This window comes from Bacteroidota bacterium (genome assembly GCA_016718825.1).
In the GTDB taxonomy this organism is placed as follows: Bacteria; Bacteroidota; Bacteroidia; order J057; family JADKCL01; genus JADKCL01.
Map to the genome: position 1 here is coordinate 184,029 of JADKCL010000007.1, position 21,563 is coordinate 205,591.

Consider the following 21,563-nt stretch of genomic DNA (forward strand, 5'->3'; position numbering starts at 1 on the left):
TGTTGATGCCACCTTCGCCCTCGATCTATCAGCAATTGTTGGGTTCCGAATTTGAAAAATTGGGACCTATCCTGCGTTTGGTGCATGGATCGGACTCACTGGTAAAGGCCCGCGGACAAGTCAGCGTCGTCTATGGCAAGGGTGCAATCGTACGGTTGCTCAACCGGATCATGAAAGTCCCGCCTGCGAATCCATCTGTTCACTTGCGGCTTGAAATTCAGCGAAATGCGGACAAGGAGACTTGGATACGGGACTTTGGCGGCAAGCCGCTTGTCACACAACAATGGGCAGAAGGCGGACTCTTCATCGAAGCCGTCGGCGGTGTGAAAATGGCCATGCGGTTGCGTGTTGCGGATGGCTTTTTGCATTTTGATCCGGTGCACACCAAGGCAATGGGCATCCGGGTCCCCAAATGGATGCAAATTTCCGTGATCGCCCACGTCCGCGAACGGGAACATGGCTGGGAAATTTTCGTCGAAACAAGGTCCGCCATTTTGGGGTTGTTGTTTCGTTACAGTGGTTTGATCGAATTGGACGCATGATTACAGTTCTTGCAATCGCATTGGTGCAGGCGGCGATGGGCGCCTTTGACACCTTGTATTACCACGAATACAAACTGCAGCTTCCCAAATCACCCTTGGCCGGCCTGGAATTGAAGCTACATGCTGCCCGCGATTTTGCCTATGCGGTCATCTTTTTCAGCTTTGGATGGATCGAATGGCGTGGCGCTTTTGCGGCCGTTTTTGCTGCGATCATCGTTGCCGAAATTTTCATCACCCTCTGGGATTTTTTCGAGGAGGATCGCACGCGCAAGCTCCCCCGTGGCGAACGCGCGATGCACGCGCTCATGGGAATTGTGTACGGTGTGATGCTCGCCTTTTTTGCGCCGATTCTCTGGGAATGGTGGTTACAACCCTCCGGCTTCGCCCGTGCCGACTATGGCTGGATGTCCTGGCTAATGGCCGCCATGGCCTTGGGCGTTTTTGGTTCGGGATTGCGCGACTTGTGGGCGAGTCTGCGGCCGCGTCCGACGAATTGAACTGAAAAATCAGCCAAAATCATAAACATAGACCTTCACGCCCTCCGCGATCAGTTTTTCTTGGATCAACGGTTCGATGAGCTCCCATTTTCCGCCTGCGAGGCCCGTTCCAATGCGCGGCATGTGCACGCTCGCCCCCAATTCCTTGGCTGCGACAGCGAGTTTTTGCAGGCATTCACCGACAGCTTCATACCGAATGGGTGGGCCCTGCGAACCTGATGCCATCCCATGCTGCCCGATCATATTGGCCACGTGCACGAAGGATGCGACTTGAATGACCTGAATTGCGCCCAAGGCAAAATCGTTGCGCGCACGGTTGCGATGCCAAGCACGGTATTCCGATTCGGGCGAAGTCCAGCGTTTGGAAACGGCAAGGACAAAGCCCTTTCCCCAGCCGCCTTGGTCGTTGCAGATGTGGGCCACGATTTTGGGACCGGATGTTTGGGGCACGGTCGCATCCCCTTTGAGGTAATGGATTTCTGACATGGGATTTAAATCGATGTGTTCTGTATTTCGGATTTTTTGGCGGTCAATTGCTGACGCAAGTTGGCAAATGCTTGGGTATGGGCTTGGCGGAATACCTTGAGAAACATGCCCGTAATCAAGGGAATTCGGGAAACACGAACGGTTTCAAGCAATTCAAAACGGCCATTTTCGTCTGGATTTGTATAGCTGATGGCGATTTCGAGTTGCATAATGCCCATCACCCGTGCCTGGTAGTCGATGCGTTGTTGCAGAATGGGTTCGTGGACATGCACGGTATAGCGGGGTTTCATTTTCAACCATCCGCCGACTTTAGCCTCTTCCCGCACGTCGTAGGTTTTGACACCGGGTTGGGATTCCCCAACGAGGGTAACAGCCACCATCAGCGGATGCACCTGGCCAAAAAGCCTGAAATCCAGCATCGTTGCATGAATTTCAGGCTGATCTTTTGCTTCGAAGGGATGGCGGAGTGTGAGGGTTTTCATGGCTTTGTGCGATGGAAACACAAAGCTAGGAAATTTCAGGATGCGGAATTTGAATTCGTCTAAGGACAGCTTTCCCTAGCGAACCGATCCTTGGACAAACGGATCTTCGGCCGCGACGGATTGATCCACAGGTCTTGAGGTGGCAACGATGTAGACATGATAAACCGCAAGGAAAAACGCTCCGCCAAAGAAGTGGATCAAAGCGAGCGGATCTTCCGGCGTCATTCCGGCAACGGCGCCCATCACCCAAAGGATTAAGAAATAGAGAATTACACCTGCGCCATAAAACCCGAAATGTTTGAAGGTTTCAGGATTGCGGGTTGCGATGGCGTGGATAATGGCCCAAAGGACTTGAACGATGCCAAGGAAAAACATGAAAAGGAGGAGGAGTACCATGATTTTGAGATTTAAGGGTGGGTTGGTTCGAACGAGCCAACTTTGATGATTTAAACGTGTGTGAAAGAACAAGGTTTCAGAAAGTATTGAAAGTTATTCGGCGACTGTTTTTGGGTCGGGCGCCAATTCCTCGGGATCCTTGAAACCCAACCAAACGCTCATTCCAACGATGAAAGCATGATAAATGGCCAAGCCAAAGGCGCTTCCAAAAAAGTGGATTTCCACGAGGATGTGACTTTTGGGTGCCATTGGCAACAGAATTTCAAGCAGGATGAGCAAGATAAAGTAGGCACCCACACCGAGGAAGTAGTAAGCGAAGTGCCTTCTTACAATCGGCGATTTCGTGACGCCCATTTGAATCAAGGCCCAGATGACTTGAATCCATCCGAGGAGAAACATGAAGCTGCAGAGTTCCATTCGTGTTGTGTTCCACATAACGATATTGTTGAAGGGTGTAAAACGGGAAATCAAGGGAATCAAGGCATTTTGCGTCCGAAAATGCAAATGATGACATGGTAGGTGGCAAGCAATCCTGCGCCTCCGATATAGTACAATTGGTAGGTCGGAAAGTGGTAGATATCATGAAAGGGGCGGTTCATGATGCCTAATCCGATGAAGTAGGCGAGCACGCCACCGAGGTAGAAAAGCAGGTGTTTCCGGGTTTTGCGAAACTCCGTTCCGATCGCCCAAGTCAAGGCGACAAGCACTTGAATCGGGCCCAGAAACATCATCAAAAGCAAGCAGGATAAAACGTTGTCAGAATTCATAAGGCATTCGATTAAAAACTGAATCGTATGATGCCTCAAAGCTAGTAATCTTTTATTTCGAAGTTTCAAATAATAATGAAAGATAGGCTTGGAGATTGCCAATATCCTGAATGTCAATGATAAAAATTTCAATATATATTGAAAATATAATTTGTTGTGCTTGGAATTCCTCGAATCAGTCCGTTGCAGAGGCGCCAATCACGATGATCTCCTGCTTTTCTTCCAGCAGAATCGTCCAATAAAACGCGCCCCACCATTCCTTTCCAGCCTCAAAATAGTTGCTCCAATCGGTAGACCAAGCCATGACCAACGGAAGTGCCTCAAAGGATCCTGCGACGGCGTCGTAGCCCAACACCAGCTTCAAAAACCGATGCACGAGCTGCTTTTTCGCTGCCTCGTCTCCTCCATCCAACCGAATCCCGTAGGGCGGATCTAAAAGGGCATCCACCAAGGCATACGTGCAAGCGTCGCCCTCCTCAAGGCCGTTGCGCTCAAACCATCGCTCAACCGGTGCTGAAAAATCGGATTTCGCTCGGATTTCGCCCGTCTCAAGATCGAAAAATGGACCTAGGAAGTCTTCCCAGCTGATTCTTTTGCCCGTAGGTTCACCGGTCACTTCGATTTGAAAGCACTGCCTCGTCAAGTAATTGACTCCCAAAAATCGGTACCGTTCGAGTATCCTTTCTTGAAAAATGTCCATCCCTGCCTTTGCAGCCGCAGCTGAAAATTCAGCTGCAAGGAATTCGCGATTCGAAGGAGCTTCAAAAATGGCAATGTCCAACACCACGTGAATGGCATTCAATTCCGTCAAAAATGCAGCCCTTTCCGGAGACAGCACCTTTTCCTTCCAATTGCCGTTTTCCATATTCTTCGGATTCGTTGTTCTTTTTCGAATCACCTCAAAACCGCAACGACAAACAGCTCAAACCGCCATCGACTTTTTCAAATTCCGACATTTCCAGCACGATGGTCTTGTAGCCCAAGGCTTCAATTTTGGCCAAGGCCTTCGGGAATCCTGCCGGAACAAGCACGGTGTCGTTGATCCAAAGGCAATTGGCTGCGTAGGATTCGTCGGCATCCACTACAATGCGGTCAAATTTCGCGAACGTTGGATCGTCCACAAATTCGCCGCAGACGAGCAGCTGATTGTTTTCCAGGTAGGAAATCCCCGTTTTCAGGTGCAAAACATGCTGCAAGGGAACGGCCTGTCCCGACATTCCATGCTTTTCAAGTACCGCAATCAATTGCCTTGCACCCTCCGGATTTGTTCGCGCGCTCAAGCCGATGTAAAAATGGTCGCCGACCATCATGACATCTCCCGCATCGAGCGTCCCCGGCGTTACAATCTCCTCCAAATGCGGGTAAAATTGCCGCAAGGCCTCGCCAATGAGCGCGCGTTCCCCATTGCGCGAGGGCGCGCCCGGATTGGTCACAACTGCGCATTTACGCGTACACAAGGCGACATCCTCCACAAAGGTCGAGTCCGGAAACCCTTCGTCAGCGGGTAAAATCAGCACTTCCAAGCCGCAATTTTCCAAAGCCTTCACGTAGGCAGCATGTTGTCGAAGGGCGACAGCGTAGTCGGGCAAGCCCAAATTAGCCGTCGTGATGCCGTTGATCAGCGCGGCGCAGGGCGTGCGAACAATCGCCTTTGTAAAATGCGGTTTCATGGACGGAAGTTGCAACAAATGCGGGGTTTCTACAATCTTCAAATTCGTGGATTGGTCGCTGAATTCAAAGTTTCCAAGGACGCAGAGGGCCGCAAAGAAAAGGAATTGTCCTTCATTCTTTGCGGCCCGTAGCGACTTTGCAGTCGGAAATGGATTGAATGATCCTACTGCTTCACAAACGAAATCCGCTGCGAATTACCTGATCCCACTTGTAGAAAGTACATTCCGTTGGCGAGCTTGTCGACCTCGATCTTGGTTTCTGCGGCCAAAAGGGTCCCTCTAAGCATCAATTTGCCGGCAACATTGAAGACACGGTATTCCTTGTCCTCGATCAATGCATCCACCTGAACCATCAAGAATGGCCCGGCAGGGTTGGGATAAGCATGGATTTCGCCAGTGGCGACTTGGCCCGAGAGGCCAACGATGGTCACTTGCGTGCATTCCGACGTGTCGGTGCATCCGTTTTCAGTCACCACCAAGGCAAAAAGTCCCGAATTTGCCGGCGTAAAGCTCTGATTGGTCGCTCCGCTGATCGCGGCGTAAGCATTGTTGCAATCGACCCATTGGTAGGCGAGTCCATTTGCTACCGCTGTAAGCGTGTTGCCCACAAGGCTTACCGTCGGATCGGGAGTGCTGATCGTCAGGACGATCGTAATCACGCTATCGCAACCATTCGCATTGGGAATCACGTCGGTATAGGTGCCGGATGTGGTCAATACCGCGCCGCTTGGGGCAATATAGCTGTCACAATCGGTCACGGTGATGGTGCTGCTGCTGCTTTGGAGAACGACAATATTGGCCAAGATGATGCTGTCGCAGCCCGCCGAATTTGGAATGGTGTCGTAATAAACGCCCGGCATGGTCCAAACATGGTTCCCGCTCGGCGAAAGCAACGAATCACAATAAGTGCCGATCAAACTGCCGCCCGTCGAATTGTTGATGGTCAAGTTTACGGTGATGATGCTGTCACATCCCAAAGTATTGGGAATGGTGTCGTGATAGGTCCCGCTCGTGGTCCAGGTATTGCCTCCGCTAGGACTTTGGTAGCTGCCGCAAGCCGTCGCGCTGATCGTCGAAGTGCTTGGAATACAGTTGTTTTCGCCAGTAATGAGTAGATTGTCAATGAGCCATGTATCGGAGGTGGAACTTGACCTGCCGGTGATGCGCATGCGTACCTGCGTGACGCTGCCGGGGAAGACAATTTCGCAGTTGCTATAGCCAAGGGTGGTTTGCAAGCCTGTCGTCAATGGCTGGAAAACGGATTCGGTGGCGGGCGTGTAGAAGACTTTTGCGACACCCGTTGCGCTGTAAGCCCAAAAGCTATTGTTGGCGACCGCTCCGCGGATGCGCATGCGGTTGGTATAGGTGGTTCCGCCGTCAGTACTGTACGCTATCAATACATAGTCGAGGTCGTCAGGACCACCAACGGTGCCATTGAGATTCATTGCGGCCAAATTAAAGTGCACCCGCACGCTGTCATAGCCAGATGGAACGGTCACATTGGCAAATTCAAGGACAAGGCCGCCGCTGTTGCTCGTTGATTCCCAAGCCCTCGACCCACCGATGCCGATTGGGCTGTTGGCAGGTGCTGCTGTTCCTGAAGAAAATCCGCTGTTGTAAATGACGGGGCCCGTAAACGTCCACGTCGGACTTTGTGGGACCAATTCGAAGTCCTGAATCGCCAGCGTGTCGATGTTGAGTTGGGCGATTGAAAAATGGGTGAAGAGCAAAAAGAGTGGGAGTAGAATACGTTTCATACAAGGAAATCGATTTTGTAGCTTTTGAATCACAATCAGCTTTGAGACCCTGAAAGTAACAAATTGAGGCCCAAAATCCAATTTGAGGCCGTAGTTGCAAAGCAACCGACTTGTTTCCACTTCAAGAAAATTGTAAATTATCTTCACAATTGCAGTAAACATGAGACGGTGGCAGCTATTTTTCATTGGATTCCTGCTCAATCTTGGGATTAGAGCCCAATGTCCCCACAATTTCAGCCTGCAATTCGAAGGGGAATTTCGAAATCCGATTTTCATTTCAGCCTTGACGATGGTGGCGGATCAATTGGGGCGGCCTTATCTTTATGTGGCTTCGAATGAAAAGGGGCTGAATGTGCTGAATGTCAGTGGATCGAATCCGTTTTCGGTCGCTAGCCTGGACACCGTCGCCCTGTCGATGCGTGTGATGAGCGTGACACAGCGTGATTCCTTGTTGTATGTCGTGGTGGGCAGCACATTCGGCGGGCTCACGCAACCTACCGATCCTCCCGGGCCTGGTGATTGTGGACGTGAGCGATCCGCAACAGCCGTTTGTGCGGGACACTTGGATTCGTCCCGGTTCTGGAACAGGTGCTGCGATTGTGCGCATCGAGGGTGACATTGCCTACCTCGGTGCGGCCGGCGAAGGCCTTATTTTGCTGGACATCAGCAATCCAGACTCGATTCAGTACATTTCGCAGTTCATCCCGCAGATCGATTGGCCGCATGCCAACAACAATCCGCTGAAGGTCAATGCCCGCGGGATGGAAGTCAAAAATGGCATCGTTTACCTTTGTTATGACGCCGGCGGATTTCGGATTGTCAACTGCACCAATCCGCAGCAACCGCGTGAAACAGGCCGTTACGCCAATCCTGTGACGTTTTTTCCTTGGAATATGGCACGGGCTTACAACAATATTGTTTTGAAAGACACCTTGGCCTACATCGCTGTCGATTATTGTGGGATCGAGGTGCTGAGCATTGCCGACACGGCCAACATTCGCCTTTTGCAGCATTGGAATCCCTATAATTGCCCGTCGGGAAATTGGTTTACAGCGCCCATCCATACCAATGAGCTTCACTTGATTCCCGAATGCGATCTTTTGTTTGTGAGCACAGGCAAAAGCGAATTGATGGTCTTGGACGTCAGCAATCCAACCCAAATCGACACCTGCGAATGGTGGGGCAGCATTGTGGACACGACGGGTTCTTGGGGCGTGACCGTGACAGAAAACAAAATCTACTTGAGTTATACCTATGTGCCCTACGGATGGCCATTGGCACCTTTTTATTCGACATGGTCGGGCGTAAAGCAGTTTTCTTACACCCGACAATGCCAAACCGATTCCCCCGAACAGCAAAATCATTCCCTCAAGCTTTATCCCAATCCGGCGCACAATCAAGTTCGGTTAAATGGGCTCGAACCCGGGAACGGAACCTTTGAGATTTGGTCATTGGAGGGGAGGATGCTGCAACGGCTCGCCATCAGCAACTTGCAGGATGCGGTGATTCCGCTTCCGTCGCTGCCTGCGGGCTTGTATGTGGTGCGTGTAAACCAAGGCAATTTTCGGGCTTCGACTTTGCTGCGGGTGGAATGAGTGTTTTGGAATGACAATGCTGATGCTCAGTGCCTTCGAAGGGGCAATGAAAATCTCCCTCAATCCGCCGCCTTCATCATCGCCGTGTTCCGTACGCCCAAGATGAAATACGGCCGCGGGGAATCCTTCCGCTTCATAATCACCCAGTAGGGTTTGTTGAGTAGGAGTTTTTTGGGGAGGGGCTTTCCTTTTTCTCCATCTTTTGCCCCAATCCAAGCTTTGTTTTCTATTTCTACACCCTTTTCATCCATCGCAAATCGGATATGTTCTTGCATACTTTCCAAATCCCATCCTTTGGCATCGTTGGATTTCAAGTGAATCACGTGGCCGTTCAAAAAGTCTCTCTTAAAATCAAGTTTCAGATTGGGTGCCGAAAAATAATCGTGGTCATGCAGACCATTTCCATATTCACCTTTGTGAAAATGAATGTCATCCAATACCTCGGTAGGATCAGCCATGGAATATCCTTTTCCTACAAAAAGTTCATCTTCCTGCGTGTTAAGCGCTATCCGAAGGAGAAATTTGTCGTCGGAGATGTAGTGAATGATTCGAATATTTTTCTTTCGCTGCAAGTTTCCAGCATTGAAACCCTTCACCTCCTTCCCTTCAAAAGACATACTCGTCTTCCCGAACGGTTCAGGGTAGAGAAACTTTTTGTAGAGGTAAGCAAATACCACTATAGTTTCAGAATCCAGCGGCATATCGGACAATTGTGAGGAATTGTTAGGGAATTTCCGTTTCAATCCAGCTCGGAGATTGTCCATCGCTTGCGGGCCTTCACCGCTGAATAGATAATAGCTCGCTGCATCCAAATCGGAAGGGGAAAATTTGGAGCGATTGAAAGTCGAAGCGATGGAATCTCCCAGTGCATCATCATCTGAAACTTCCATCTCCCTTTTGACGACGTCAGCCTTTGCTTTTTTCCAAGCCAAATCCATCGCGGCAGCCCAGACATAGTTGCCTTTGAAGTCACCCGCAAGTCTTGGTTCTTGGTCAAAGCGGATGCGTTGATGTCCCTGGTCAGTGGTTTTTTTGACAATTTTCTTGCTGGTATTGGCCTCGTCAGTGATTGAATTTTTTGAGGGTTCATACGGCTTGGGCTTTGTTGGAACCGAAGGTGCAGTCGTCGCAGGTTGTGAGGACTCTCTGCAACCCCAGAACAACAGGCAAATCATGCCCAGCAAACAAGCCAATTTGAATTTTGTCATGGGATCAAATTACAATATTTCTGGAAGACTTTAGGCTGGGAATTCATTGGAAGAAGTAACACATCCTCAATCCGCCGCTTTCATCATCGCTGTGTTCCGCACGCCTAAAATAAAATACGGCCTTGGGGAGTCTTTGCGTTTCATGATCACCCAGTAGGGTTTGTTGAGGAGGAGGTTTTTGGGGACAGGAGGTGGCATTCCTGCTGAATCGGCACCAATTTCCATAGCCACCGAGGTGACCCTTGCGCCATATTGGTCCATTTGAAAGTCGATCGCTTCTTGCATCGCTACGATTTCATGTTGCTCGAACCCAGAGTTTTGGTAGGATGCATGTTCAAGCGCGTTGTACCTTCGCTCAAACTTGAATCTCAGGATTGGCGCCTCGAATTGGTCCTCAAACGTCGTGCGTCCCATGTTGGTAGGATCCTTGCGCGGAATGGCAGACAGCACCTGCGCAGGCGATTTCATCGAAAATCCCTTGGCCAGGTAAATCCGATCATCGAAATCATTGACATTCAATTGGAGGATGAACTTCTCGTCTGATTCATACAACAAAATCCGGATGGTCTCTGACATTGCCTCTTTGTCGCCGCCGAATCCTTTCACCTTTTTCCCATTGAATTTGACATCCATTGCAGAAAAGTGCTGCCAATACTTCATGTCCTTGCGGTAAACAGCATAGTTGATGAAATGCGTCTTTCCCAACTGGACTTGAAGCGCGGGGATTTTCCCTTCGGAAATTTTTCCAGAACTTCTTGATTGATTACTGCGACCGTTTCTTGGCCAAATCCACTCTTGACATAGTAGCTTTTGCTGTCCAAATCCTTGCCAGAAAATTTGGAGGCATTGAATTTTCGCAGCATTTCCTTGCCCTCGGCGGATTGGACATCGAGTTTGGCTGGACCATGCAAGATCTTTTCCATCATTTCATTCCAAGCCAAATTCATCGCCGCCGACCAGACATAATTCCCCTTGAAATCTCCTGAGATCCGGTCCTCATGGTCAACGGTGTCGGCTGGGTCAAAAACGGGTTTCACGATGGGAGCAGGCGTTTTGGGTTCAGATCGTTTCGGTTCTGCTTCAACGGTAGGGGGCTGTTGGGGCTGATTTTCGCTGCAGCCGACCGTCAGGAGGCATATCCATCCTAGCAACGAAGCCAATTTGAATTTTGTCATGGGATTAAATTACAATATTTCTCGTAAAGTTGGTGTGGCGGACTCGTTCGATCTATTTTCCATCCCCAATTAATCCGTAAATTCCTCCTCGAAAATGCCCTGGATGAAAACCTATTGGTTGCTAATTTTGCTTTGTTGCGCCTTTGCCGGTTGCAAAGAGACCAACGTTGTCACGAACCCCATCAACCAGAAAAACATGGAAGGAAAAATGATCACGATCCAAGGCAAGGCACTCAACAGCAAGGCCGGGGCGAGTCAGCAGGCGACTACCTTTGGCTCCTCAATGGTTTGGCACGGGCTTGGCCCACTGACATCCATTCCAAGACGGTCGAGGTTACCGGTATCCTCAAAATCCTCGAACATGCCGCCGAGGACCTCCGCAACCCCGACGGCTCTATCAACCAAGGGATGGAAGGAAAACAGTACATTTTGATGCAGCCGAAATGGCGCGTAATGGAGTAACACCTACCATTCCGTCCCAGGATGGCGTTCATGCCAATCCACGATGCCAGCGACGATCTTGTCCATTTTTTCCTTTGCGAACTTGTCTCGGTAGAGGCAACGGAACATTTCACCACGTAAGTGCGCGTCTGAAAAATCTGGATTCTCTTTTCTGAGACGATTTCTCAACACCAAACGCCCCATTTCAATCATTTCTATTGCCATTTTCCCCCGCTCTTGGGGTTGGAGGGCCATGATCATCGCATTTTGCATTTTGCGAATGTGGTCGGGAGTGTTGGTGAGGATCATAGCGGAAGATCAAAAGTCTTAAGCCGTAATTTTTGAATCCAAAACGTAAGATAAGCGAGATCTAGGTTTTTGCTTTGCAATAGATTGATAATGTCTCCGATTTGTCGGTCGCTTTGAATCGTTTGAATCCATTCCAACTTTGACAGAATTAGATCCTCGGTGGTGACGACCCACATTCCAAAACCATAGAGATCGGTACGTTGCCTACGTGCAAATTCCAATGTGCGGTACTCGGATTCTCGTTTTACAATGAAATCAATGGTGGTAAATGAAGCGTTGTCAATCAAATTAAACATCCCCCGACGGCCAACTTCGCGTTTGATCTCGTCGGCATCGCAGTAATATCCATCCTTGAATAGGTTGACAAATCGCTCCACATCCTCTTCCTTCAAAGAAATGACCAAGTCAATGTCACGGGTCATCCTCGGCGTGGTATAGGTATTCACAGCAAGACTCCCCGAAACCATGTATTCCAAGTTTTCGGATTCAAGCAATTCACATACCTTTTTCAGTGCCCCAAGCATGATCGAAGTGTTGTTCGCCAAAGATACAGAAATGCCATCAACCCCACGTATGTTACCTCAAATCATTACTTTTGCCACATGAATCACCGATTGATTTTTACCTTCGGAGCTGCGCTGATGCTCACCCTTGGTGCCGCTTGCAATGTCAATGTGAACGACGGCAATGGCACGGGATTGGGTCCGAATGGCCTTCCCCTCGACAGCGGCGCCACCATTACTACGCATTCCGAGACGCATTCGGAGTCCAATACCGACTTCGAACTCAAAGGCGGCATCCATTCCGAATCGCATTCGACAACACATACCACCACGACTTCGGGCAAGCAGCTCAGCCTTGCGCAGCAGGTCGATCAGTGGGCCACGGAAATTTTCGCCGATTACAAAGTCGTCGAAATGGATCCCATGGAGGCTTATCCCAAATACAAAGGCGCCCAAGACGAAGTGTTCAAGCGCCTGCGAATGAAAAATCCGATTACCAACAGCTACGGAAAAGGGGTTTATCCACGCGTTTTGATGAAGGGCTACCGTTTTATCGCCCCTTCGGCATTGACCAAGGATGTGGAAGAATGGCTCAACAGCTTGGGAAGTGCGACCAAGGGTATTCAACTTGGGCAGGCTGTGCAATCGGTGAAGTCACCGCCATTGCTTTGCGCGGTGGTCGGCAATGATTTTCTGGTCGTGCAGGGCGGTTGCGTTTATGAAGGCGCCGAATGGACCGCCTCCAAGAAGCTGTTTTTTGATACCATGCGCATCTATGGGGCTTCCTACGCCTTCCAAGTCAAATGCGATGGCGGCGAACTCACCTACGAGCTCGGCGGCAACAGCTAGAATTCTGCGAATGGGTTTTTAGATCGCCTCAACTTTCTCAGAGGAAGCAACTTGCTTCTTGACACGTGGCATGGGGATACCATTGAGCTTGGCCAAAATCTGATCCTTGTAAACCGTGTAGGCATCTTGGCAGTCCTTGCGAATCGGATCGCCCTTGGGCGAATCTTCCTTGGTTGCGTCGGTATGCACGCCGTTTTTGAGCATTTCGAAGTGGAGGTGGGGGCCCGTGGACAAACCTGTCGTACCCACATACCCGATCACTTGGCCTTGCGTCACATGCGCACCCGCTTTGATGCCCGCACCGAACTTTGACATGTGCAGGTACTTGGTCGTGTACGTGCCGTTGTGTTTGATTTCCACGAAGTTGCCCATGCCACGGTTGAAGGCGGCTTGCACGACCACGCCATTTCCAATCGACCAAATCGGCGTTCCGACTTCGGCTGCATAGTCCGTACCCAAATGCGGGCGACGAATCTTCAGGATCGGATGAAACCGTGCATGGTTGAAGTTGCTGCTGATGCGGCGGAAGGCCAAAGGAGCCTTAAGAAATGACTTTTTGAGGCTCAATGCGTTTTCGTCGAAGTAGTCAGGCAGCGAATCCTGATCGTATTTGATCGCATACATGTCCTTGCCAGCGTGGTTGAAGATGGCACCTTTGATTTCGCCGACGCCGATACGCTCGCCTTCGACGTACTTTTCATCAAACAACACCTTAAAGTAGTCGCCTTTTTGCAACCTGAAAAAGTCGATGCTCCAGGCATAAATCTCCGACATCGAGATCGCAAGCTGCGGATCCAAGTCATTCTCTTCCAAGGTTCTCCAAAGCGAGGAAGAAATCAAGCCGGATGCCTGACGCTCCAAAACATCCACCCGCTTGGAACCCGTCGTCACCTTTACGGAATCGCCGATTTCCCAGACGACATAGTTGATCGGATCCTGCTCATAGACAAAATACTTGACCTTGTCGAGGGAGTCATTGGTGCGGAGGAGACAGTAGGATTTGCCCGCCCGCATCTTGGTCACGTCGAGTACACCATTGGATTTTTCTACGAGCTCTTGCACGACTTCTTGCGGAATGCCGTTTTCGCCGAGAATCTCACCGAGGCTTTCGTTGGGTTTGATCTCGTTGGTGCAAACGTACAATTCGCCGATGTCGATCCCGTACTTCTCGATGGGTTCCTTTTCCTTGCTCCAAAAAATGCTCTTTTTGATATCAAAAAAGCCGTCCTTGAGCTGCTGCGGCAAGGGTTCTTTGCTGTTGAGGAAGACCATGCCGACAAGCACTGCCGCGATCAAACCTGCACCTATGAATGAGTATTTTTTCAAGCCTTTCATACGAATAGGAAGGCAGTTTACACAAAACAGCCCCTTCAAACAAGGCAGCGACCCTTCGTCCACACTGTACAGTGCCCTCCTGATGCAATCAAGGCCGATTGCGTGGATAAGTTTCGGCCCCGCTTAACAAAGGTTAACGTCGTTGGGGCAGCCCTGATCTGGAGCGAAGCGTCCCAGAGCGAAGCGAAGAGTCTACCATACCCCACCCGAGCGATCGCCTAGAGTTCCTTGCCCAATGACCGAAGCCCCCACCAGAGCGCGAAGCTACCATTACCCAACGCCGATCAGCGCGGTTTCAGCCGGTAGAACCCGCTTCCTCGCAGGCGGCGCACCACGTCCTTTTCACCACCACCGCTTTTAAAGCACCCAAACCCACTTTTCACTTTTCGTTTTCCACTTTTCACTTACCGCCGGTTTCGCAAGTAAAACCCACTTTTCACTTTTCGTTTTCCACTTTTCACTTAAATGTCTTGGCAATTGATCCCGCTGCTGTAATTTTGCGCAAATTATCCCCCGAGATGCCTCTCAACCCATCCATTAAGCACGTATTGATCATCGGAAGCGGACCTATCGTCATTGGTCAGGCCTGCGAATTTGACTATTCCGGTTCCCAAGCTTCCCGTTCCTTGCGGGAAGAAGGCATCAAAGTCTCCCTGATCAACAGCAATCCGGCGACGATCATGACCGACCCTTCCACGGCCGACCATGTCTATTTGTTGCCGCTCAACCGCAAGTCCATCATTCAGATTCTGAAGGAGCAACCTACCATCGATGCGGTTTTGCCGACGATGGGCGGTCAAACAGCCTTGAACCTCGCCATGGAATGCGACAAGGCCGGAATCTGGGACAAATACGGCGTGAAAACCATCGGCGTGGACTTCAAAGGCATCGAACGCGCCGAGGACCGTGAGATTTTCCGGCAGTTGATGATCGAAATCGGCGTGGATGTGCCCCGCGCACGCACGGCCAAAAGCTTTCTCCAAGGCAAGGAAATCGCGCAGGAAATCGGATTTCCGCTCGTTTTGCGCCCAAGTTATACCCTTGGCGGCACGGGCGGCGGATTTGTCCATGAACCCTCCAAATTTGACCAAGCACTCACCCACGCCCTCCATTCGAGCCCGATCCACGAGGTTTTGATCGAGGAAAGCATCTGGGGTTGGAAGGAATATGAACTCGAAGTGCTGCGTGACTATGCTGGCAATCATATCGTGATCTGCTCCATCGAGAACCTGGATCCGATGGGCATCCATACAGGTGACTCGATCACCGTCGCGCCTGCGATGACACTCCCGGACACGCAGATGCAGCACATGCGCAACGTGGCTTTCAAAGTCATGGATGCCATCGGCGAATTTTGTGGCGGTTGCAACGTGCAGTTTTCCATCGACCCCGACACGGGCCGCATGATCGTGATCGAAATCAACCCAAGGGTTTCCCGTTCTTCGGCATTGGCCTCCAAGGCGACCGGCTATCCGATCGCCAAGATTGCCGCCAAACTCGCTGTCGGCTACCGCCTCGACGAACTCAAAAATCAAATCACAGGCACCACTTCGGCCTTTTTTGAGCCGACATTGGACTATGTCATCGTCAAGATTCCGCGTTGGAACTTTGACAAGTTCAGGGGCAGCGATCGCACTTTGGGCCTGCAGATGAAGTCCGTGGGCGAAGTCATGGGCATTGGCCGGAGCTTCACCGAAGCCCTCCAAAAGGCTTGCCAAAGCCTTGAAAGCAAGCGCAATGGCCTCGGAGCAGACGGAAAGGAACTCACCGACCTCGACGAAATCATGCACAGCTTGGAAAATCCGTCAAGCGACCGGATTTTCCATGTCAAGGACGCCATGCAATTGGGTTTGCCCTTGCGGCGCATCCACAAGGCGACCAAAATCGACATGTGGTTCCTCGAGGAAATCTACCGATTGGTCAAAATCGACAAGGAAATTGCAACGCACACGATCGAGAGCTTGCCCAAGGCACTTCTGGTCGAAGCCAAACGCAACGGTTATGCCGACCGGCAAATCGCCCACTTGCTCAATTGCCTGGAATCGCAAGTGTATCAATTGCGCACCGACATGGGCGTGCAACGCCAATACAAAATGGTCGACACCTGCGCTGCCGAATTCGAAGCGCAGACGCCTTATTTCTACTCGACCTTTGACGGCGAAACCGAAAGCCACCGCAGCGACAAGAAAAAGGTCGTGATCTTCGGTTCGGGACCGAATCGCATCGGTCAAGGCATCGAATTTGACTATTGCTGTGTCCACGGCGTGATGGCGGCCCGCGAGGCAGGCTACGAAACCATCATGATCAATTGCAATCCCGAGACGGTAAGTACGGACTTCAACGTCAGCGACAAACTCTATTTTGAGCCGGTGTTTTGGGAGCATGTGTACGACATCATCAAACACGAAAACCCCGAACAGGTGATCGTGCAACTCGGCGGACAAACCGCTTTGAAATTGGCAGAAAAGCTGGACCGCTACGGGATTCGCATTGCGGGAACGTCGTATTTGTCGCTCGACATCGCGGAGGATCGCGGCCAATTTTCGACGCTGTTGAAGGAATTGGACATTCCCTACCCTGAATTTGGGGTCGCCGAGAATGCCAACGACGCTTTGCGTGTCATCAAAACCGTCGGTTATCCTGCGTTGGTGCGTCCAAGTTATGTTTTGGGTGGTCAAAGCATGCGCATCGTGATCAACGACGAGGAATTGGAAGAGCATGTCATCAATACCTTGAAGGACATTCCCGGAAACAAGGTGCTGATCGACCACTTTTTGGATGGCGCGATTGAGGCGGAGGTGGATGCGATTTGTGACGGGGAATCGGTGCAAGTCGTCGGGATGATGGAGCATATCGAGCCTGCGGGCATTCACTCCGGTGATTCGAATGCGGTTTTGCCGCCCTTTAGCTTGGGGCCATTGCAGCAGACGATGATGGAAAATTACACCAAGCGCATCGCATTGGCTTTGGGTGTCAAGGGCCTGATCAACGTGCAATTCGCCATCCAGAAAGACAGGGTGTATGTGATCGAAGCCAATCCAAGGGCCTCACGCACAGTGCCGTTCATCGCCAAGGCGCATGGCATTCCCTACGTGAACTACGCGACCAAGGTCATGCTCGGCACGCATAAACTCAGTGACTTCACCTTCGAGCCCAAACTCGTCGGATTCGCCATCAAGGAACCCGTTTTCTCCTTCAACAAGTTCCCCAACGTGAACAAGGAACTTGGGCCGGAAATGAAATCCACCGGGGAATCGATCTATTTCATCGAGGACCTGAACGACGAGCACTTCTTGCAGCTCTACCAAGAGCGGAACATGTACCTTTCCAGGTAGTGCCTAGATTTAGCGAAGGGGGCGCTCACACCATCCTGTGTGAGCGCCCCCTTCGCTATTCCCCTCCGCATCACTCAACAATCAATTTGCGCGCAAAAGCCTTCCCTAAACGCAGGATGTACATGCCTGCGGGCAAGTCGCCCACTTGGATTTCGGTTTCGATTCCTCTGAAAAATCCGGTTTTGACGACACGGCCCCAGCTGTCAAACAGCAACCATTCCACCTTTTGTGGCACGCTTCCACGGATATGCACCAAGTCCTGGGCGGGATTGGGATAGACTTCAAATAGGCTGTTCGCCATCGTTTCAAATGTTGGCACCGCTCCGACGGGAGTGATACAGGTACTGTCAGGCCAAGGCATATTTTCCAACGGCAGGCCGTGGGGAAGGGGTCTGCCCGCCAAACCTGGATAGGTCGGCATATATTTTCTTGCCTTGAAAACAGCATTGTTCCAACTCGTGCTATTTCCCGGGACGGGATTGCCTTGTGAAACAAAAGTGCTTAGCGCCATTGCCGGATTGATGTATTCCCAGGCCTTGGTGGCATTGCTGTCAAATTCGATAAATCGGCCGTGCACGGCCTGCGTAATGAAAAGGTTCCCATTCGCCAGCATCTGAGCACCCCCCATCAGTCCTGAATCAATCGTGTCGCCGGGCAATGTGCGGAAAATGCTTTGCGCGGTATCCGGGGAAAAGGCGCCACTTCCAAGCACATAGTTGCCGAGGCTATCCAATTCGGGACTGACAAAATCGACAGTAGAAAGGCCGCCCGGACGGGTGAAACCGTTGTTGAAAATCATGAATTCGCCGCCATGCGGCAGCGTATCGTCGACCCAATGGGCATCATGTGGCTGAAACAGCTGTTGGCTACCCGGGTTACCGCGTCGATAAGCCTCAGGATTACCCCAACGGTAAAGAATATCACCTCCCTTGCCACGAATGCCACCGGAATGTCCTGCTGCTGTAGCGGTATTGGTGCTGTGGTCGATCACGATGAATTCGCTGGTTTCCCTGAAAGTCACCGCCACCTCGTCGCGGTCGGGATTGTAGGACACGGTATTGGCATGCAGCCAATCCGCATCTCCTTGAGAAATGCCGAGATAATTGATGTCCATCAGTTCAGGATGGTCACCGACACTGCCGTAGTTGTTGCGGGCCGGGTTAAAATCTTGCACCAAATGGTCCCAAATATGCCATTCCCAAACGATTTTGGCCGAATCCGGGAAAATCGGTTGGAGTTCATAAAGTGCCTCGCTCCAGATTTCGCCATCAGGCATCGTCGTGGTGTCGCGTCCAGCCAATTTGGCTTCGCTGAAGTCAAATTTCTCCCATGCCAAGACCATTACATTGCCATTTGGAAGTGCAGCGAAGTCATGATGGGCCAAATGACGGCTGTCACTGACCTTGTACAACCATAGCTGTTGGCTCCACCAGTCAAGGATTTCGAAGTAGCCCCCGTTGCCACCATTGCTGGCAAAGCTGCCATTGGACCAATCGCGCCCCGAGCGCAGCAAGGTCCCATCCGGACGAAGGTAGGCCATCATTCCTGGCTGAAATGCGCTGTTCCATTCATGCACACGCAAGCCGCAGTTTTCGACGAGATAGGTTTTGAAGCTTTGATTGGGGGTAAATAGCGTGTAGGCCAAGGTGGCCAGGCTATCGTCGTAATAGATTTTACCGACCGTGCGCGTCTGGGCGATGAGCGATCCCGATCCAGCGGCAAAAATTACAAGGAACAAAAACAATTGAATGCAACGAATGATTTTCATATAAAGCCTCCTTGTCCAAAAGTAGCGTAAACATCAGCTATTTGCAATGTCTGACCGCAGCAGTAACTTGTCGGGGAATTTCAAATTTTTGGGCGAAGGAATGCGGTTTCAAAAGGGATCGCTGCGCCAAGGCCAAGAAGTAGGGAAATAGTTTTCGGATTGCTTTCAAAGCACATTGTACAATGCAAAAACACATCTCTTTTCAACGATTGGGGATCTTGACCGGCAGCCTGTTGCTGTTGGGGTTCTTTTGCCGATCAGCCTCGATTTCAGTGGAGGTGTAATCTACTTCCCCAACATTCAATTTCTCGGGCAAGATTTGTTCCCGTTTTCAGTGAGGCTGTACCTGTTGCTGCCGCTGTTGGGTGGTGTAGCCTGTTTGATTGCCTTGGTTCCTTCGAATGCCTACGTGCGTGCAGGACTGTACTTTTTTGCCGGATTTACGCCTTGGGTGATGGAATATGTGATGACCTCCGAATTGCTGTCCTACCTAGCAGGACTCAATAGTAGGGGCTTTGACGGCGCAAGTTTCTCCATCACGTCCTTGATCTCTGGATTTTTGTTGCGATTTGGGCTTTTGGGCATGTTTGCAGCCGCGTTTGCCGGCCGTGCCAATCCCAAAGCCAAATTGGCGCACTATTTTGCCATGGTGGGGAGTGTGATGGTGATCATGGCCTTAATGTTTCCAACGCAATCCGGGGGCGATAGTTGGCGAATCCTCATTCTGATGCCTTTTGAAGCATTGGGCTCTGATGCAGTGGCCGGCTCCGTTTTGATGGTCTTGTTGGCCTTGTTATTGGCAGCGACCGTTTTGGGGATTCTCTGGGGTATCGGCTACAAAAAGGGAACGAACAACGCCAAAAGCATGAAATGGCTGCTGTTGATCGCGCTTTTATTCTCGGTGATCACCTTGTTTTGCGTCCTCTACGTTCGGTTTCCACCCATTGACAGGGTCAGGATTGGCATCCTCGAATTGCTGGTGGGCTACATCAAAGTTTTGGGCATATTTCTCGCGCCGTTGTTTGCACAATGCCTTGGGGCGATGGAGTTGTTGGCGATGACGAAGGAGGGGGAGGAGAACCAAGCGCCCGAAGTTAAATCAAGTCCCGGTATTGATGCAGCAGAGGCAAGTTCAGTAGCCGAATTGCCTTTTGATGGACGTGATTCTGAATAGCAAGATTGGGAAATTGCATCATTCAATGAACTTATGAGCTCCAAGGATCCGAAACAAATTGCACGAAAGCAAGCCCTTTTCCGGCTGATCGACAGCTTCAAGCGCAAAAACATCGACCTTGCTTTGCAGTTGGTCAAGTCAGACCGCAGCCTTTACCAAGCGGCCAAGGATCGGTATTATCCCATGTTGCGGACGCTCGATCCACAATTGGGGCAGGGACTGAACCTCCTGTACCGGATTGTCAATGACATCGACTGGAATGACAATGGCTGGCGCAGCAGTTATACCGCGCAATATGCCAACGTCGAAGATTGGGAGATGGTGCAGTGGGCAATCGATCGCTACCCGCATTCGGTGAGGATGGTGGTCAGTGTGAAGTTGTTGTCGTACATGCTTTCCCGGGAATTGCCGGAGAAGGCGTTTGTATGGGATGTTGTTGTGGCGAATGACAAGACCCCGGTGGTGGTTCCCGATCCTGCACCCGGCGCCATTCGGTTCAGGTCCATGCAGCGGCTTGAGGTTGCTACCGGACAACAATTGGAGGCCATCATTTCGATTTTGCCGGAACGGAGTGATTTGCAAACCGTGGTTGCCAAGGGCTGTCAGTTGGCTTCGCTTCCCCAAGGATTGGTGCGCCCGATCAACCTCAACCACCTCGAACTTTCCCAAAACCAATTGGAAGAGATTCCTGAAGTGCTGCGGCTTGCTTCAAGGTTGCAGACCCTGACCCTGCGTGACAATCGCCTCCAACAGTTGCCGGAATGGCTGCCCAGGTTGCAGGAATTGACCCTGCTCGATCTGACGGGCAATGCGTTGAAGGCGTTGCCGCCAGGCTTTTTGGCCAATTCCAAGATCAAAAAACTGGATTTACAGGGCAATCGCATTCGAGACTTCGGGCTTCAGGCAGGGGAGGAGAATGCCTTTTTGGAGGAATTGAACTTGGCCTTTAACCCTTTGGAGAAGTTCCCTTTGGAATTGTTGGCATTGAAGTCCCTGAAAAAATTGTCCTTGCGCAACTGCGGATTGACAAGCCTTCCTCCTGAATTGGCAGAATTTCATTGGCTGGAAAGGTTGGATGTAAAGGACAATCCTCTGATGGAATCTCCTTCCAAGTTGGTGAAGCTGGCGCGTTCATTGCCCATGATGTTGAACTATTGAGACGGCGTTGCTGTTGGGCAGAGCTGTCCAACGTTGCATTTGCCAGCGGGGGCCCTTTCCGCCCCCCACCTTTGGGCTCAAGCGTCTGTTGTCCCGTTCCACCCCCAATTTTTGCA

General features: G+C 50.9%; 24 protein-coding genes. 9 read left to right on the forward strand and 15 right to left on the reverse strand.

Going from position 1 to position 21,563, the window contains the following annotated elements:
- Positions 1 to 5: 5 nt before the first annotated feature.
- Positions 6 to 542 (forward strand): DUF4166 domain-containing protein, encoded by a 537-nt coding sequence (locus IPN95_10510; protein ID MBK9449810.1) that lies wholly within the window; start codon positions 6 to 8, stop codon positions 540 to 542.
- On the forward strand, positions 539 to 1,039 hold the full coding sequence (locus IPN95_10515; GenBank protein ID MBK9449811.1) for a hypothetical protein: 501 nt from the start codon (positions 539 to 541) through the stop codon (positions 1,037 to 1,039). Before IPN95_10510 ends, IPN95_10515 begins: the two co-directional genes overlap by 4 nt.
- A 9-nt stretch (positions 1,040 to 1,048) precedes the next feature.
- Here the strand turns inward: IPN95_10515 and IPN95_10520 are convergent, their stop codons facing one another.
- The 8 genes from IPN95_10520 to IPN95_10555 form a co-directional block, all read right to left on the reverse strand.
- Positions 1,049 to 1,525, reverse strand: a complete 477-nt coding sequence (locus IPN95_10520; GenBank protein ID MBK9449812.1) for a macro domain-containing protein — start codon at positions 1,523 to 1,525, stop codon at positions 1,049 to 1,051.
- A gap of 5 nt (positions 1,526 to 1,530) precedes the next feature.
- The gene (locus tag IPN95_10525) at positions 1,531 to 2,007 is read right to left on the reverse strand and encodes a hypothetical protein (GenBank protein ID MBK9449813.1); all 477 of its coding nucleotides are present in this window, start codon (positions 2,005 to 2,007) and stop codon (positions 1,531 to 1,533) included.
- A gap of 75 nt (positions 2,008 to 2,082) precedes the next feature.
- A complete protein-coding gene (locus tag IPN95_10530; protein MBK9449814.1) occupies positions 2,083 to 2,403 on the reverse strand; it encodes a hypothetical protein in 321 nt (106 codons plus the stop codon).
- Between the two features lie 93 nt (positions 2,404 to 2,496).
- Entirely contained in the window at positions 2,497 to 2,838 is a 342-nt protein-coding gene (locus IPN95_10535; protein MBK9449815.1) for a hypothetical protein, read from the reverse strand.
- A gap of 41 nt (positions 2,839 to 2,879) precedes the next feature.
- Positions 2,880 to 3,170 carry a hypothetical protein gene (locus tag IPN95_10540; protein ID MBK9449816.1) on the reverse strand — a complete coding sequence of 97 codons (291 nt, stop codon included), beginning with the start codon at positions 3,168 to 3,170 and terminating at the stop codon, positions 2,880 to 2,882.
- A 175-nt stretch (positions 3,171 to 3,345) separates the two neighbouring features.
- A complete protein-coding gene (locus IPN95_10545) occupies positions 3,346 to 4,035 on the reverse strand; it encodes a hypothetical protein (GenBank protein ID MBK9449817.1) in 690 nt (229 codons plus the stop codon).
- A gap of 34 nt (positions 4,036 to 4,069) precedes the next feature.
- Complete coding sequence (locus IPN95_10550) at positions 4,070 to 4,840, reverse strand: N(G),N(G)-dimethylarginine dimethylaminohydrolase (GenBank protein MBK9449818.1); 771 nt, start codon at positions 4,838 to 4,840, stop codon at positions 4,070 to 4,072.
- Positions 4,841 to 5,004: 164 nt separating this feature from the next.
- The gene (locus IPN95_10555) at positions 5,005 to 6,597 is read right to left on the reverse strand and encodes a T9SS type A sorting domain-containing protein (protein ID MBK9449819.1); all 1,593 of its coding nucleotides are present in this window, start codon (positions 6,595 to 6,597) and stop codon (positions 5,005 to 5,007) included.
- A gap of 160 nt (positions 6,598 to 6,757) precedes the next feature.
- Between IPN95_10555 and IPN95_10560 the strand changes: the two genes are divergently transcribed.
- Positions 6,758 to 7,213 (forward strand): hypothetical protein, encoded by a 456-nt coding sequence (locus IPN95_10560; protein ID MBK9449820.1) that lies wholly within the window; start codon positions 6,758 to 6,760, stop codon positions 7,211 to 7,213.
- Positions 7,125 to 8,192 carry a T9SS type A sorting domain-containing protein gene (locus tag IPN95_10565; GenBank protein MBK9449821.1) on the forward strand — a complete coding sequence of 356 codons (1,068 nt, stop codon included), beginning with the start codon at positions 7,125 to 7,127 and terminating at the stop codon, positions 8,190 to 8,192. Before IPN95_10560 ends, IPN95_10565 begins: the two co-directional genes overlap by 89 nt.
- Before the next feature lie 59 nt (positions 8,193 to 8,251).
- Here the strand turns inward: IPN95_10565 and IPN95_10570 are convergent, their stop codons facing one another.
- The 3 genes from IPN95_10570 to IPN95_10580 all read right to left on the reverse strand — a co-directional run bounded on the left by IPN95_10570 (position 8,252) and on the right by IPN95_10580 (position 10,575).
- Entirely contained in the window at positions 8,252 to 9,400 is a 1,149-nt protein-coding gene (locus IPN95_10570; GenBank protein ID MBK9449822.1) for a hypothetical protein, read from the reverse strand.
- 66 nt (positions 9,401 to 9,466) lie between these two features.
- Entirely contained in the window at positions 9,467 to 10,105 is a 639-nt protein-coding gene (locus IPN95_10575) for a hypothetical protein (protein MBK9449823.1), read from the reverse strand.
- Positions 10,057 to 10,575 carry a hypothetical protein gene (locus tag IPN95_10580; GenBank protein ID MBK9449824.1) on the reverse strand — a complete coding sequence of 173 codons (519 nt, stop codon included), beginning with the start codon at positions 10,573 to 10,575 and terminating at the stop codon, positions 10,057 to 10,059. The genes IPN95_10575 and IPN95_10580 overlap by 49 nt, the downstream gene beginning before the upstream one ends.
- A 288-nt stretch (positions 10,576 to 10,863) precedes the next feature.
- On the opposite strand from IPN95_10580, the gene IPN95_10585 reads away from it, so the two are divergent.
- Positions 10,864 to 11,037 (forward strand): hypothetical protein, encoded by a 174-nt coding sequence (locus IPN95_10585; GenBank protein ID MBK9449825.1) that lies wholly within the window; start codon positions 10,864 to 10,866, stop codon positions 11,035 to 11,037.
- A 3-nt stretch (positions 11,038 to 11,040) separates the two neighbouring features.
- Here IPN95_10585 and IPN95_10590 read toward each other — a convergent pair whose 3' ends face one another.
- Together IPN95_10590 and IPN95_10595 are read right to left on the reverse strand one after the other, a co-directional pair.
- A complete protein-coding gene (locus IPN95_10590; GenBank protein MBK9449826.1) occupies positions 11,041 to 11,289 on the reverse strand; it encodes a hypothetical protein in 249 nt (82 codons plus the stop codon).
- Positions 11,290 to 11,321: 32 nt separating this feature from the next.
- On the reverse strand, positions 11,322 to 11,870 hold the full coding sequence (locus tag IPN95_10595) for a hypothetical protein (protein MBK9449827.1): 549 nt from the start codon (positions 11,868 to 11,870) through the stop codon (positions 11,322 to 11,324).
- 57 nt (positions 11,871 to 11,927) lie between these two features.
- Between IPN95_10595 and IPN95_10600 the strand changes: the two genes are divergently transcribed.
- A complete protein-coding gene (locus IPN95_10600; protein MBK9449828.1) occupies positions 11,928 to 12,677 on the forward strand; it encodes a hypothetical protein in 750 nt (249 codons plus the stop codon).
- Between the two features lie 18 nt (positions 12,678 to 12,695).
- Here IPN95_10600 and IPN95_10605 read toward each other — a convergent pair whose 3' ends face one another.
- The gene (locus IPN95_10605) at positions 12,696 to 14,003 is read right to left on the reverse strand and encodes a peptidoglycan DD-metalloendopeptidase family protein (protein ID MBK9449829.1); all 1,308 of its coding nucleotides are present in this window, start codon (positions 14,001 to 14,003) and stop codon (positions 12,696 to 12,698) included.
- Positions 14,004 to 14,530: 527 nt separating this feature from the next.
- Here IPN95_10605 and carB point away from each other — a divergent pair.
- The gene (gene carB, locus IPN95_10610; protein MBK9449830.1) at positions 14,531 to 17,347 is read left to right on the forward strand and encodes a carbamoyl-phosphate synthase large subunit; all 2,817 of its coding nucleotides are present in this window, start codon (positions 14,531 to 14,533) and stop codon (positions 17,345 to 17,347) included.
- Positions 17,348 to 17,417: 70 nt separating this feature from the next.
- Here carB and IPN95_10615 read toward each other — a convergent pair whose 3' ends face one another.
- Positions 17,418 to 19,115, reverse strand: coding sequence for an aryl-sulfate sulfotransferase (locus tag IPN95_10615; GenBank protein ID MBK9449831.1), 1,698 nt, complete (start codon positions 19,113 to 19,115; stop codon positions 17,418 to 17,420).
- A gap of 175 nt (positions 19,116 to 19,290) precedes the next feature.
- Here IPN95_10615 and IPN95_10620 point away from each other — a divergent pair, with 175 nt between their 5' ends.
- On the forward strand, positions 19,291 to 20,289 hold the full coding sequence (locus tag IPN95_10620) for a hypothetical protein (protein MBK9449832.1): 999 nt from the start codon (positions 19,291 to 19,293) through the stop codon (positions 20,287 to 20,289).
- A 33-nt stretch (positions 20,290 to 20,322) separates the two neighbouring features.
- Entirely contained in the window at positions 20,323 to 21,447 is a 1,125-nt protein-coding gene (locus tag IPN95_10625; protein MBK9449833.1) for a leucine-rich repeat domain-containing protein, read from the forward strand.
- The last annotated feature ends 116 nt before the right edge of the window (positions 21,448 to 21,563 follow it).